Annotated in this window: 11 protein-coding genes; 7 read left to right on the plus strand and 4 right to left on the minus strand. The window is 73.2% G+C overall.

Features of this window, described 5'->3' with window-relative positions:
* Window positions 1-65: 65 nt before the first annotated feature.
* The 5 genes from AB0D49_RS13160 (at window position 66) to AB0D49_RS13180 (ending at window position 7,481) form a co-directional block, all read left to right on the plus strand.
* On the plus strand, window positions 66-1,307 hold the full coding sequence (locus AB0D49_RS13160; RefSeq protein WP_362755540.1) for an MFS transporter: 1,242 nt from the start codon (window positions 66-68) through the stop codon (window positions 1,305-1,307).
* A gap of 236 nt (window positions 1,308-1,543) precedes the next feature.
* The gene (locus AB0D49_RS13165) at window positions 1,544-3,802 is read left to right on the plus strand and encodes a hypothetical protein (protein ID WP_362755542.1); all 2,259 of its coding nucleotides are present in this window, start codon (window positions 1,544-1,546) and stop codon (window positions 3,800-3,802) included.
* Window positions 3,803-3,863: 61 nt separating this feature from the next.
* On the plus strand, window positions 3,864-4,265 hold the full coding sequence (locus tag AB0D49_RS13170) for a DUF5955 family protein (protein ID WP_362755545.1): 402 nt from the start codon (window positions 3,864-3,866) through the stop codon (window positions 4,263-4,265).
* A gap of 180 nt (window positions 4,266-4,445) precedes the next feature.
* Complete coding sequence (locus AB0D49_RS13175; RefSeq protein ID WP_362755547.1) at window positions 4,446-5,534, plus strand: PQQ-dependent sugar dehydrogenase; 1,089 nt, start codon at window positions 4,446-4,448, stop codon at window positions 5,532-5,534.
* 195 nt (window positions 5,535-5,729) lie between these two features.
* On the plus strand, window positions 5,730-7,481 hold the full coding sequence (locus tag AB0D49_RS13180; protein WP_362755821.1) for a SpoIIE family protein phosphatase: 1,752 nt from the start codon (window positions 5,730-5,732) through the stop codon (window positions 7,479-7,481).
* Here AB0D49_RS13180 and AB0D49_RS13185 read toward each other — a convergent pair.
* The gene (locus tag AB0D49_RS13185; protein ID WP_362755550.1) at window positions 7,478-7,984 is read right to left on the minus strand and encodes an N-acetyltransferase; all 507 of its coding nucleotides are present in this window, start codon (window positions 7,982-7,984) and stop codon (window positions 7,478-7,480) included. The two genes, AB0D49_RS13180 and AB0D49_RS13185, sit on opposite strands and share 4 nt — an antisense overlap.
* A 197-nt stretch (window positions 7,985-8,181) precedes the next feature.
* Here AB0D49_RS13185 and AB0D49_RS13190 point away from each other — a divergent pair, with 197 nt between their 5' ends.
* Window positions 8,182-9,300: a hypothetical protein gene (locus tag AB0D49_RS13190; RefSeq protein WP_362755553.1), complete on the plus strand. Its 1,119-nt coding sequence runs from the start codon at window positions 8,182-8,184 to the stop codon at window positions 9,298-9,300.
* Between the two features lie 39 nt (window positions 9,301-9,339).
* Window positions 9,340-10,251 carry a DUF3592 domain-containing protein gene (locus tag AB0D49_RS13195; RefSeq protein ID WP_362755556.1) on the plus strand — a complete coding sequence of 304 codons (912 nt, stop codon included), beginning with the start codon at window positions 9,340-9,342 and terminating at the stop codon, window positions 10,249-10,251.
* A 68-nt stretch (window positions 10,252-10,319) separates the two neighbouring features.
* Here AB0D49_RS13195 and AB0D49_RS13200 read toward each other — a convergent pair whose 3' ends face one another.
* The 3 genes from AB0D49_RS13200 to AB0D49_RS13210 all read right to left on the minus strand — a co-directional run bounded on the left by AB0D49_RS13200 (window position 10,320) and on the right by AB0D49_RS13210 (window position 13,079).
* Window positions 10,320-11,906 carry a DEAD/DEAH box helicase gene (locus AB0D49_RS13200; protein WP_362755559.1) on the minus strand — a complete coding sequence of 529 codons (1,587 nt, stop codon included), beginning with the start codon at window positions 11,904-11,906 and terminating at the stop codon, window positions 10,320-10,322.
* Window positions 11,907-11,990: 84 nt separating this feature from the next.
* A complete protein-coding gene (locus AB0D49_RS13205; protein WP_355746708.1) occupies window positions 11,991-12,194 on the minus strand; it encodes a cold-shock protein in 204 nt (67 codons plus the stop codon).
* Between the two features lie 321 nt (window positions 12,195-12,515).
* On the minus strand, window positions 12,516-13,079 hold the full coding sequence (locus AB0D49_RS13210) for an Lrp/AsnC family transcriptional regulator (RefSeq protein WP_362755563.1): 564 nt from the start codon (window positions 13,077-13,079) through the stop codon (window positions 12,516-12,518).
* Between the last annotated feature and the right edge of the window lie 230 nt (window positions 13,080-13,309).

Consider the following 13,309-nt stretch of genomic DNA (forward strand, 5'->3'; position numbering starts at 1 on the left):
CCGGCTCCTTTCGCGTACCGGCGAAACATTACCGGCCCGCCGGGCGGGCGCCCCAGACTCCGCACATGCGTAGTTACCGGGAGTTGTTCCGTACGCCGGAGTTCGGGCCGCTGTTCCTCGCCACGGGCGCCGGGACCGCCGCGCAGACCGTGGCCGGGCTGGCGCTGGCCACCCAGGTCCACCGGGCCACCGGGTCCCCGCTGCTGGCGGCGGTCAGCATGTTCGGCCCGTCGCTGGCGCAGGTGGTGGGCGCGACCTTCTTCCTCTCGGCCGCCGACCGGGTACCGCCCCGGGCGGCCCTGACCGTCCTCTCCCTGACCTTCGCGGCGGGCACCGCGCTGCTCGCCGTACCCGGGCTGCCGCTGGGGAGCCTGTTCGCGGTGATCCTGCTCATGGGCCTGGTCGCCTCGGTGGGCGGCGGCATCCGCTGGGGACTGCTGAACGAGATCCTGCCGAAGGACGGCTATCTCCTCGGCCGCTCGGTCTTCAACATGATGAACGGCCTGACCCAGATCACCGGCTTCGCGACGGCCGGTGTGCTGACCACGGTCCTGTCCCCCCGGCTGACCCTGACCCTGGCCGCCGCCCTCCACCTCGCCTCGGCCCTCGTCACGGCCCGGGGCCTGGCCGCCCGCCGCCCCCGTGGCTCCGGCCGCCCCTCGATCGCCGCGACCTGGCGCACCAACGCCGTCCTGTGGTCCTCCCGCCCCCGCCGCCTCACCTATCTCGGGCTGTGGCTCCCCAACGGTCTGGTGGTCGGCTGCGAGTCGCTCTTCGTGCCGTACGACCCCGGCTCGGCGGGCGTCCTGCTGGCCTGCGCGGCGCTGGGCATGTTCGTCGGTGACGTGGGCGTGGGCCGCTTCCTCAGCCCGGCGCGCCGGGCCGGGCTCGCCCACCCCCTGCTCCTGCTGCTGGCCGCCCCGTACCTCCTCTTCCCCCTGCACCCCTCCCTGCCGCTGGCCGCGTTCCTGGCGGCCCTCGCGTCGACCGGCTTCGCCGCCAGCCTGATCCAGCAGGAACGGCTGATGTCCCTCACCCCGCCCGCCCTCTCGGGCCACGCCCTGGGCCTCCACTCGGCGGGCATGCTCACGATGCAGGGCACCGCGGCGACCCTCGCGGGCACGATCGCCCAGTTCACCTCACCGGCGGCGGCGATGGGCACGATGGCGGCGCTGTCGCTGACGGTCACCGGGGGGTTGGCGATGGCGGGGAGACGGGGTGGGGTACGGCGGGTACGGCGGGTACGGCCCTCGGCACCGGCGGCCACTGCCCTGAACGGCGACAGTCCTGAACAGCGACCGTCTTGACCGGCGGCCGTGCCGACCGGCGACCGTCTTGACCGGTGGCCGTGCCGACCGGCGACCGTCCTGACCGGCGGCCGTGCCGACCGGCGGCCGTCCTGACCAGCGACCCTCCCGACCGGCGGTCATCCGGTGCCGCAACTGGCCGAAACCGTACGGGAGTTCAGTGGATGCCCGTTCACAGTGGCGGGCATGGGCCTAGAGTGACCCCGCCCTTGACCGGGCGGTGAGAGGGGGCTCCGGTGTCCGTGCGCGCGAGGATCGCCCTGCTGTGCGCCCTCTTCGCGGTGCTCGGCAGCCCCTCGGCGCAGGAGCCGCTGCGCGAGGTGTACGCCGACCACTACGACAGCGCGCTCGTCCGCTGGCCCCTGGACGCCCTCTTCGTCGTGCACTGGGACGCCTCCGCCGAGATGTATCCCGGCGCGGTCCCGCTGTCCGTGGTCTATGCCAGCGCGGGGCTCACCCTGCTGCTGTTCGCGGGCCTCGCGGTCGCGTTCACCGGACGCGGTACGACCGGCTGGTTCCGGAGCCTGGCCGCCGGGCTGCTCGCCGCCCAGCTCGCCGGGGTGCTGCGCTGGGCGCTGTACACCCGGTACGGCCACGACCCGGCCCTTGAGTACGACTTCGCGCTGCGGACCCTGCTGCGCGGCGCGTCCCTCGACTTCGGGGTGCTCTCCGGGGTGCTGCTCGCCCTGCTCACCGCCGGGCTGCCCCGCCTCACCCGGGGCGCCGGGCCGGTCGCCGTCCCGCGCCGCCCGGCCCGCCAGACGAAGGGAAGCGTCGGCATGACCTCCGCCGCACAGCCGCACATGCCGGTCGGGCGGGAACCGGGCGATGTCACCCGGTATCTGTGCACCGCCGCCTATGTCGACGAGGCCTTCGCCGACCGGGTGGTCGAGGAGGTCGTCGCCGACGAGGCCAGCGCCGCGGCGCCCTCGCCCGAGGTCGACCTCGTGGCCGTCGCCCACCACAGCCTGGCCGCCAAGGAACTCCGCTACGCCCGGGACCTGCGGCTCACCGCCGCGCTCGGCGTGGTGCTGGTGGCCGCCCCGCTGTGGGTGCTGATGCCCGTCGTGTCCGTCCCGCTGGCCGCCGGGGGCGCCCGGCCGAGCCTCGCCACCCGGGGCGTCCACGAGCCCGCCCGCCAGGCCGTGACCGCCGCCGCCCTGCGGGCCGCGGCGCTGGTGCTCGCTGCCTTCCTGGTCGGCTTCGGCCTCAGCGCCCTGGGCCTGTCCGGCGTCTCCGCCTGGCTGTTCGGCGGCTACGGCGGTGGCGTCCCCGCGGCGCTGATCTCCCTGGCGGCGTCGGCCTACGCGTACGCCACCGTCGTACGGCACCGGATCGAGACCGACCGGCTGCTGCGCTCGACCCTGGCCCGGGACCGCTTCTACCGGCAGCCGCTGCCGCCGCTGCCGCCCCGTCCCTGGATCGCCGCCCGGATGGCCGCGCTGTCGGACGCCCGCTACGGCAATGTCACCGTCTACAGCGGCCACTCCCCGTTCCAGGGCTACGCGGAGACCACGTCCGGCTGGTCGATCGCGGTGCCCCTGCTGCCCGCGGACGAGCCGGCGTTCGGCGCGACGGCCGGGGCCCGCCCCAGGACCGGCGGCACCGGTGACGGCCCGGTGCCCTTCACCGTCGCCGAACTCGTCGGCCATGTACGGGAGCGGCTGCGCGAAGTCGCCCACCCCGATGCCGATGCCGAGGCCGGGGCCGTGGGGGACGGGCTCGGCTCGCTTCTCGTCGAGGACCGGGTCTTCGCCAGTGGCACCGGCATAGGTGAGGACAGCAGGTTCACGGTGGAGGGCCGGATCTCCCCGGCGGCCCGGCTCACCCCCGAGCAGGTCGAGGAGATCATGCTCCACCCGACCGGCGCGGTCCGGCACTGTCTGGCGGTCCATGTGCCGCTGTGGGGCGGGGACGTCGTCCCCAATGTCTTCCTGCACTTCTCCACCGCCGGGCGCACCTTGCATCTGCACTGCGAGAACCATGTCCTCGGCCCGGTCGCCGCCGCGTACCACGTCGTGGACCGGCTGCAAGGACCGCTCACGCCGGACGCGCGGCGCGGACTCGCGCTCACCGCCGCCGCCCGCTGCGCCCCCCTCCTCTACGGCGCCCCCCTCGCGGCCCTGCGCCACCACCGCTTCGAGCACCGGCACCAACGGCGGATGCTGGATGAGCTGACCGCCATGCAGCAGGACCCGGTCTTCGACTACGGGGCCCGGATCAGCATCCGGGAGATCGGGCTCAGCCCCAGCTACCAGAACTACTTCCAGGTGGTGGACGCCGGACGGATCGTCTCCGCCGTCCAGCGCCACACGCTCGCCGCGATCCGGGAATTCCTGGACACCCGCGGCTACGACGTCGGCGACTTCCGCGCCCAGCAGCAGACCATCCTCAACCACGGGCTCATCCAGCAGGGCGGCATGAGCGTCGTCGGCAGCCAGGCCATCGGCACCGGGGCCAGCGCCACCCAGAACGTGGGCCAGGGAGCGGCCTGAGCGCATGACAGCGCATCACTCACCCGGCATCGCAGACAACTCTCACCGAGGGAGGCCCGGCATGGGCGACGACCACGGCCGTATCGAACCGCCCGTCAACAACGGCGTGGTGATCCAGGGCGGCACCCACTACGTCGGCAACCAGGCCGTCGGCCACCGCGCGCAGGCGTTCTCCGGCTCGGTGAGCTTCCAGCGGCAGGACGGCGACGGGGCCGCCCGTACCGCCGAACTCCTCGCCCTGGTGGAACGGTTGCTGGAGGAGCACCGGGACGCCCTCGCCGACCCGGACGCCACGACCCGCGAACTGCGGCGGCTGCGTGAGGAACTGGACGAGGAGGAGCCCCAGCCCACGGTCCTGCGCCGGGCCCTGGACCGGCTGACCGCCTTCACCGAGCCGATCGCCCCGCTGGCGGTGGCGGTGGGGGAGCTGTCGACGATGGTCCGGGGAGTGCTGGGGGCCTGACGGGGACGGTGAGGGGGGTCGGTGAGGGGGTCGGCGATGGGGTCCGGCGGGGCAGCACCCGGCGGGGGAGTACCCCAGGGGGCGCACCCGGCGGGATTGACCGCGTTCAGTCAATTGACGACTCTGGGGCCAGTATCCGCACCTCCACCCCCACCCCCCACGCACCACCCTGGAGGACCGATGAGACTGACCACCACGTCCGGGCTGCTCACGACCGCCGCGCTGCTCGCGGGCGCGCTGACCGGCGCGACCGGCCCGGCCTCGGCCGCCCCGCCCGCCCCCGCCGCCGTACCGACCTCCGTCACCCCCCTCACCACCGGCCTGAGCGTGCCCTGGGGACTGGCCTGGCTGCCGGACGGCACCCACGCCCTGGTCACCGAACGGGACGACTTCCGGGTCTGGAAGGTCACCCCCGGCGGCCAGAAGACCCAGGTCGGGACCGTCCCCGAGAGCCAGACCACGGGCGGTGAGGGCGGACTGATGGGCATCGCCGTCGCTCCCGACTGGGCGACCACCCGGCATGTCTACGTGATGCACACGGCGGCCGAGGGCAACCGCATCGCCCGGATGACGTACGACGGGACGACACTCGGCAACTACACGGTGATCCTCCAGGGCATCCAGAAGGCCCGCTACCACAACGGCGGACGCCTCGCCTTCGGCCCCGACGGCTATCTCTACGCCGCCACCGGCGACGCCCAGAACACCGCGCTGGCCCAGGACCGCAACTCCCTCAACGGCAAGATCCTGCGGCTGACCAGGACGGGCGCCCCGGCACCGGGCAACCCCTTCGGCACCCGGGTCTACAGCCTCGGCCACCGCAACCCGCAGGGCCTGGCCTTCGACCGCAACGGGCGGCTGTGGGAGGCGGAGTTCGGCAACAGCCGCTTCGACGAACTCAACCTGATCAAGCCGGGCGCCAACTACGGCTGGCCCACCTGCGAGGGAACCTGCTCCACGGCCGGGATGACCAACCCGAAGAAGACCTGGACCACCGGAGAGGCGTCCCCCAGCGGTATCGCCATCGCCGACAACGTCGTCTACATGGCGGCCCTGCGCGGCCAGCGCCTGTGGCGCATCCCCATCGACGGCGACACCGAGAACGTCGGCACGGCGACCGCGTACTACGTCGGCACCTACGGCCGGCTCCGCACGGTCGTCACATCCCCCGGCACGGAACAGCAGCTCTGGCTGACCACCACCAACGCCGACGCCAACGGCGGCCAGCCGGACGGAGCCGACCGGATACTGCGGGTGACTCTGAGCTAGAGCCCGCCGTACGGATCAGCCCGTACCACCACGCCTCTGCCCACGCCTCTGCCCACGCCTCTGCCCGTGCCCGGACCCCGTCGGACGACGGTACGCTGCCGTGCGCGCGGGGATCGGGCCGACCGGCGATCCTGACGCCCGGTGCGCCCGGGGTCCCATGGACGAGGAGGCAGGGGCGTGGCAGGCTCGGAGAGCATGGGCGTCGTCCGCGAGGCATCCGGACCCGAGCCCGGACCCGGACCTCCCGGACCCGGTGTGTTCCCCGGCGTCCAGGACGCCCTGGAGGCGATCGGCACCGGCGCCTATGTGGTCGACGACCAGGGCTGCATCCTCGTCGTCAACCGCCGTGCCGAGCGGCTGCTGCGCCGCCCCGCCGCCGAACTGACCGGCCATGACGCCCATGACCTGCTGCACCGCGGACCGCACGGCCGGCCGCTGCCCCGCACCCAGTGCGCGATGCGGCAGGCGTTCCACACCGCCGGTACCGCGCAGGCCGACGAGGACTGGTTCGCCCGCGGCGACGGCTCGCTGCTGCGGATCTCCTGGCTGGTCACCCCGTACGCGCTGGGCGGCGGACGGCACGGCACGCTGGTCGTGTTCCATGTGCCCGAGCACGACCCGGCGGACGGTCCCGCCGAGGGCGCGCCGCTCCCCGCGCTGGAGCGGCTGGCGCTGCTCGCCGAGACGACCACCCAGCTCAGCGCCACCCTCGATGTCGAGGAGGCGCTGCGCCGGATGGTGGCGCTGATCGCGCCGCGGCTCGCCGACTGGGTGATCGTGGATCTGATCACCGAGCGGGACGAGGTGTGGCGCAGCGTGGTGGCGCACGCCGACGGCGACACCGTGACCCGCCGGGAGGAGCTTCAGGGCCCGATGCCCCCGGTCCCCGAGGACTCGCCGATGCCGCTGTCCCGGGCGCTGCGCGGGGTCGCCTCCACCCTGACCGGCCCGGGGACCTACCAGGCCGCCCCGGACTCGGGCATCGCGGTCGAGCAGCGCCATCTCTTCGAGGCCACCGGCATCCACTCGGCGGCGATCGTGCCGCTGCGCAGCACCCGGGAGGTGCTGGGCGCGGTGACGCTGGGGCGGTCCCGGAACCCGGTGGCGTTCACCCCGACCGACCTGTCCCTGCTGGAGGACATCGCGCGGCGCGCCGGGCTCGCGCTGGACAACGCCCGTCTGTACCAGCGTCAGCGGGCGGTCGCCGAGACCATGCAGAAGCATCTGCTGCCGCAGATGCCCCGGGTGCCCGACCTCAGGATGGCCGTCCGCTATCAGGCCGCCCCGGACGCCTCCCAGGTGGGCGGCGACTGGTACGACGCGTTCCGGCTCACCGACGGCTCCACCGCGCTGGCGGTCGGCGATGTGGTCGGCCACGACCTGGAGGCCGCGGCGGGCATGGCGCAGATACGGAACATGCTGCGCGCCTACGCCTGGTCGGCGCACGAGCCGCCCAGCCGGATCGTGGCCCGCCTGGACGAGGCGCTCCAGCACATCACGGACGTCACCATGGCGACCATGATCTTCGCCCGCGTCGACCGCGCGGACGGTACGGGGGAGGGCTCGGCGGCCCCGGGCGACTGGCGGCTGTCCTGGACCAACGCGGGCCATCCGCCACCCCTGTTGATCACCCATGACGGAGTCGCCGACTACCTCACCGACGGCCACGGCATCCTGCTGGGCGCGGGCGCCGATCTGCCCCGCACCGACGCCACGGCGACGCTCCCGCCCGGCGCCACCCTCGTCCTCTACACCGACGGCCTGGTCGAGGCCCCCGGCCACGCGCTGGACGAGGGTCTGGACCGCCTGCGCCGCCACGCCGCCGCCCTCGCCCACCGCCCGCTGGGCCCGTTCACGGACCAACTCCTGCGCCGGGTCCGCTTCCCGGAGAACGACGACGACGTGGCACTGCTGGCCCTGCGGACCCCGGGCCGGGACCGGGGCTAGATCCCGAAGGGCGCGGCGTACCGGATCGTCCCGCCCGGCAGCGGGTGGGACGGGTCCAGGGTCAGCGCCATCAGGGCCTCGTCCGGCACGTCGATGCTCAGCCCGATGCCGTGCGTGGAGGCACGGGTGAACCCGAACCGCGGGTAGTACGCGGGATGCCCGAGGACCGTGACGTAGTACTCGCCCCGCTCCTTCGCCGCCGCGAGCGCGGCCCGTACGGCGGCGGACCCGGCGCCGGTCCGCTGGTGCGCGGGGAGCACGGCACAGGGCGCCAGACACAGGGCGGGGGTCTCCCCGATATGACACCGCGTCAGCAGCGCCTGTCCGACGACCTCGCCCCCCGCGTCGACGGAGACGAAGGAGAGCCCGTCGATCCAGGCGGGGTCCGCGCGCAGCGCGTCGACGAGATCGGCCTCGGCGGGTCGGCCGAAGGCGGCGAGGACGACCTCATGGATCGCGGGGATGTCGTCCGGGGTCTCGGGACGGGTGGTCCAGTGGGTCATACGGCGGTCGGTTCCGTTCCGTGGAGGGGAGGCGTGTGACGGTGAATGTAGCCGCTGCGAGGCACAGCCCGACGCGCCCTGCGCACGAAGCCCGGCCCGCTGCACGGGTGGTGTGTCCGGATCGCGCCGCCGGACCCCGCCGTGCCGTCCCCTGAACGGCCTACCGCCCGCCCCCGAACCCCGGCACAATCACCGGTATGACGATCACCACGGGTGCCCCGCCCCGGCGCAGCCGCCCCGTCGCCGTCGCCCTCGCCGTCGTCCGTGGTCTGCTGACCGGCGCGGTGGCCGGGGGGTCCTTGGCCGCGCTGGTCGTCGGCCCGATCGCGGACAGCGTCCCGCTGTTCGGCACGGGCCTGGTCCTCCCCGTGTTCTACGGGCTGCTCCTCCTGCTCCCCGGCGCCCGGCGCCGCGCCCGGGAGGCCGCCGAGCCGCCCCGTACCGCCCTCGCGCAGATCGAGGACCTCCAGGCGCAGGACCAGGACGGCGTCGACGTCCCCGTCCGCTTCGACCTGACCGTCGCCCCCGACGACGCCCCCGCCCACCGCGTGCAGATCACCCAGAACATCAATGCCGTCGATCTGCCCGACCACCGCCCCGGTGGTGTGCTGGTGGTCCGGTACCCGCCGTCCCGCCCCTGGCAGGTGCGGATCGTCCGGCGTCCGACACCCGAGTGGGAGGAGCGGGCCGCCGGGGCGCGCATCGACTCGGCGCCCGGTCCCGCGGTGCCGGGCGACGAACCGTCGCTGGGCACGGCCGGCTGCTACGCGTTCCTGCTCACGGCCCTCCTCGGCGCGGCACTGGTCGTGTTCCTGTTCCGCGCGGACCTGTTCGAGGAGACCGCCCCGCCCACGGGGAGAACCCCGTCGGGGACCTCCACCTCCTCCTCCACCACCACGGTCGTGACATCGGCGACGGGCACGCTCACCCTGGGCGAGGGCCAGTCGATGCTGGACGAGGGTCAGGCGCGCCGCGCCATGGACTCCCTGACCGAGGAGCAGCCCGGACGCGAGGCGCTCAGCGTGGTCGTCCAGGAGCGGATGCTGACGGTGGTGTTCGTCCCGACCGGCGACACGGCCAGTGGGCCGGCCCTGGGCTTCGACCCCGGGTCCCTCCCGTACGGACGGCTCCCGGCGCTGGTCGCGCAGGCGCGGAGCACGCTCGGCGCGGGCACCCCGGCGACCTGGCAGCTCACCGCCGACCGGACCGCGGGCGCCCTGACCCTCAGGATCGCCGTGACCGGCCCCAAGGGCACGGGCGTGCTGGAGGCCGACGCGCGGGGCGAGGTACAGCGGCGCACACCGGCGACGGGCTGAGCGACGGCGCAAGCCGCGGCGGATGAGAGAGAGACACGCATGAACGGGCACGGCTGGCAGGACTGGCCCGACTGGCAGGACTGGCACATGTATCTCGCGCTGTGGTGCGCGCTGTGCGCCGCCGTCGCGCTGATCGGCTACGTCCGCTCCCTCGCCGGGGTGACCCGGCCCCAGCGGATGGTCCGCACCACGGGCCGGATCGAGCGGGTGACCGAACCCCGGCACGGCGGCTCCGCCCAGGACGGGATACCGGTGGTCGTCACCTTCCGCGACCCGGCCACCGGGCAGGAGCACACCGTCACCAACGACCGGGACCACGGCGACACGGTCACCGAGGCATGGACCGGACGGCAGTTCCATCTGCGCTACCCGCCCGGCAGACCGCACGACTACCGCTTCCAGATCCGCTTCGTCGGTGTGGAACCGGAGAAGGAATGGGGCCTGGGCGTCCCGAACTTCGCGGTCTTCCTGATCTACGCCGCCGCGGTGACGGCCGCCGCGATCGAGTGGGCCTGGCCCTGGGCACTGGTCGCGACCTGCGGCCCGCTGGCGCTGATCATCGCCGCGAACCTGCCCGGCACGGTGCGGAACATCGACCGCCGCGTGGAGCGCAAGACCGCGATGGCCGCCGTACCGGGCCGGGTCGTGGCGGTCCTCAAGGACATCTCCACCGACGGCGAGGGCACTCCGTACACGACCTGGACCCCGGTCGTCACCTTCACCACCCAGGACGGCAAGGACGTCACCGCGTACGGGAAGGAGATCCCCGACCCCGAGACATCCCGGGGCCGGGACCTCACCATCCACTACACGCCCACCGACCCGGCCGACTTCGTCGCCGGGCCCCTGGTCCCGGCCCGCCACCGCACGCTGGACATCACCCTCAGCGTCCTGTCCCTGCTGGTGACGGCGGCGGCAGCGGTGACCGGGGCGATCCTGCTCAAGACCTAGCCGGTGATCCCGCTCATGATCTGGCCGGCGATCCCGCTCAGGATCTGGCCGGCGATCCCGCTCAAGACCTAGCTTCCGGCGCCCTGCCGCCCACGCCCGTTGCCGCCACCGCTGGCGCTGCCGCCGCGTCCGCCCCGGCGGCGGGGCCGACGGCCGGGCTGCTCGCCCCCGCCGGGGCCGCCCGTCTGCTCGGCGCCGGGCTGTCCGCCACGGGCCGCGTGCGGGCTGCGGCCACGGCCACCGCCACGGGCCTCCCTGGGGTTCTGGGAGGTCCGGGACCCCCGGGACCGCCGGGAGCCGCCGGACTTGCCCCCCGCGGCTGCCGCTCCCGCAGCCACCGGGGGAGCCGTCTGCGGAACCTCGATGACGACCGGCACCCCCGACGGCTCGCGTGCCCCGGTGATCGTGGCCAGCTCGGCGTCGGCGGAGGTGAGCCGGGTGGTGCGGGGCCGGATACCGGCGTCCGACATGAGCCGGCTGACGTCCCGCTTCTGCTCGGGCAGCACGAGGGTGACGACACTCCCCGAGTCCCCGGCGCGGGCCGTACGGCCGCCCCGGTGCAGGTAGTCCTTGTGATCGGTGGGCGGATCGACGTTCACGACGAGATCGAGATCGTCGATGTGTATGCCACGGGCCGCGACGTTCGTCGCCACCAACGCGGTGACCTGCCCGTTCTTGAACTGCTCCAGCGTCCGGTTGCGCTGCGGCTGGGAGCGTCCGCCGTGCAGCGCGGCGGCCCGGACCCCGGAGGCCAGCAGCCGCTTGGCGAGCCGGTCGGCGGACCGCTTGGTGTCGAGGAAGAGGATGACCCGCCCGTCACGGGCGGCGATCCGCGTGGTGACGGCCTTCTTGTCGGTCTCGTCCTGGAGGTGGAGCACATGGTGCTCCATGGTGGTGACGGCCCCCGCGGACGGGTCGACCGAGTGCACGACGGGATCGGTCAGGAACTGCTGCACCAGCCGGTCGATGTTCCGGTCCAGGGTCGCCGAGAACAGCAGTCGCTGCCCGTCCGCGCGCACCTGCCGGATCAGCTTCACGATCTGCGGCAGGAACCCCATGTCGGTCATCTGGTCGGCCTCGTCCAGCACGGTGATCCGGACGTCACCGAGGACGCAGTCCCCCCGCTCGACCAGATCGTTGAGCCGCCCGGGACTGGCGACGACCACCTCGGCACCGCGCCTGAGCGCGGCGGCCTGCTTGGTGATCGACAGCCCGCCGACGACGGTCGCGATCCGCAGATTCACGGCGCCCGCGTAGGGCGTGAGGGCGTCCGTGACCTGCTGGGCCAGCTCACGGGTGGGGACCAGCACCAGCGCCAGCGGCGCCTTCGGCGCGGCCCGCAGCCCGGCGGTCCGGGCGAGCAGCGCCAGCCCGAAGGCCAGGGTCTTGCCGGACCCGGTGCGCCCCCGGCCGAGGACATCCCGCCCGGCGATCGAGTTGGGCAGGGTGGCGGCCTGGATCGGGAAAGGAGTGGTGACCCCTTGCTCACCGAGCGTCTTCAGCAGCCCCGCGGGCATCTCCAGCGCCGCGAAGTCCTCGACGGCGGGAAGCGCGGGCGTGGTGTTCTCGGGCAGCCGGAACTCCTGCGGCGCCGACGCGGCGGGACGGGACGACGGGGCACGCCGTTTCGACGACTGCGGGGACCTGCGGGACATACGGCTCTCTGCCTTCCTGGAAACACACAACCGGGGCCGCACCATGACAGTGCAAGCCCCGGTGAGCGAAAATGCGCCCGGCGATCAGGCGGGGAGGATGTTCTCCGCCTGCGGACCCTTCTGGCCCTGCGTGACGTCGAAGGAGACCCGCTGGCCCTCCTGGAGCTCACGGAAGCCCCGCGTCGCGATGTTCGAGTAGTGGGCGAAGACGTCGGGGCCGCCACCGTCCTGCTCGATGAAGCCGAAGCCCTTTTCAGAGTTGAACCACTTGACGGTTCCCTGTGCCATGATCTTTTCCTTCTGTAGGCAGAGGCCCCATCCGGAGAAGCCGGAAACAAATAATGCGCCTGAGGAGAAACATTCCCGTCAGGCGCACATAGGTTCATGGGTACCACAACTGCAACGTCGAGACCTTAGCACAGCCGCTGACCGGGGCCGTAGCGGGGCACGCCCGCACCGGGGCCCGGGGAGGCGGGGGCGCGCCCCCGCGCCGGGCGGCGGGGGACGGTCGGCCGACCGGGCGGCGGCCCCGCGCGGGCCGTATCGACGCCGGTCTACGCGGTGGACGTGGTCGCTGCGATCGATGTGGTCGACGTGGTCGACGTGGCATCAGTCACGGTGTGGACCCGCCGGGCCGGTGGCGTCGCGGGACGGGATGGGGCGGCGCATCTCCTCGTAGCCGCTCACATACTCCGTGTGCTGGACGCCGATGAAATGGTCGAAGACGATGCTGGTGGTGGTCGCGGCCACCGGGCCCGTGCTGAGCCGGGTGGCGACGAAATCGCGGAGTTGCGCGCTCGATGTGCACGCCACATGGATCAGGAAATCGTCCGGGCCGCCCATGAAGAACACATTGAGCACCTGCGGGAATCGGATGACCCGGCCCGCATAGGCCCGCACCTGATCCCGGGCCTGGGCCTGGAGCCGTACGAACACGATGGCCTGGATCGGGAATCCGAGCGCCTCGTAGTCCACGAAGGTATTGATCGACCTGATGACGCCGAGTTTCTCCAGCCGTTTGATCCGGGCGTGGCAGGTCGACGGGGCGATACCGGCCTTGCGCGACAGATCGTTGTTGGATATCCGGCCATCCGTGGTCAGTTCCCAGAGCAGGATCTCGTCGATCTCATCGATCTTGATCTCCCTGGGGCGCTCGTTTCCGTAGCGCTGCATCGGCGACCTCCTCGGGCAGGGCCTGGGGCGGCGCGGCGCGTCCCTCCGCGAGACAGCAGGACTTTCGGAGGCGCCCAGGCGTTTTCGACCATGAGTGAAGAATCTGCCTGAGTCAAGCGTGTTTCCGCAGGAAATTCAGGCTTGGCGGCGCTCCGGCGAAGGGTCTCCCACCATGGGCGTCAGACCACCCCGGGGATGAGTCGGCAGGACACCCGCCACGCCCCCGTGTC

Source organism: Streptomyces sp. NPDC048290, from assembly GCF_040652095.1.
Taxonomy (GTDB): Bacteria; Actinomycetota; Actinomycetes; order Streptomycetales; family Streptomycetaceae; genus Streptomyces.

Bases quoted from the DNA above. Each gene is read 5' to 3' on its own strand.
- AB0D49_RS13175 (WP_362755547.1), top strand. From the start codon at position 4,446: ATGAGACTGACCACCACGTCCGGGCTGCTCACGACCGCCGCGCTGCTC.
- AB0D49_RS13205 (WP_355746708.1), bottom strand. From the start codon at position 12,194: ATGGCACAGGGAACCGTCAAGTGGTTCAACTCTGAAAAGGGCTTCGGC.
- AB0D49_RS13170 (WP_362755545.1), top strand. From the start codon at position 3,864: ATGGGCGACGACCACGGCCGTATCGAACCGCCCGTCAACAACGGCGTG.
- AB0D49_RS13190 (WP_362755553.1), top strand. From the start codon at position 8,182: ATGACGATCACCACGGGTGCCCCGCCCCGGCGCAGCCGCCCCGTCGCC.
- AB0D49_RS13195 (WP_362755556.1), top strand. From the start codon at position 9,340: ATGAACGGGCACGGCTGGCAGGACTGGCCCGACTGGCAGGACTGGCAC.
- AB0D49_RS13185 (WP_362755550.1), bottom strand. From the start codon at position 7,984: ATGACCCACTGGACCACCCGTCCCGAGACCCCGGACGACATCCCCGCG.
- AB0D49_RS13180 (WP_362755821.1), top strand. From the start codon at position 5,730: ATGGGCGTCGTCCGCGAGGCATCCGGACCCGAGCCCGGACCCGGACCT.
- AB0D49_RS13210 (WP_362755563.1), bottom strand. From the start codon at position 13,079: ATGCAGCGCTACGGAAACGAGCGCCCCAGGGAGATCAAGATCGATGAG.
- AB0D49_RS13200 (WP_362755559.1), bottom strand. From the start codon at position 11,906: ATGTCCCGCAGGTCCCCGCAGTCGTCGAAACGGCGTGCCCCGTCGTCC.
- AB0D49_RS13160 (WP_362755540.1), top strand. From the start codon at position 66: ATGCGTAGTTACCGGGAGTTGTTCCGTACGCCGGAGTTCGGGCCGCTG.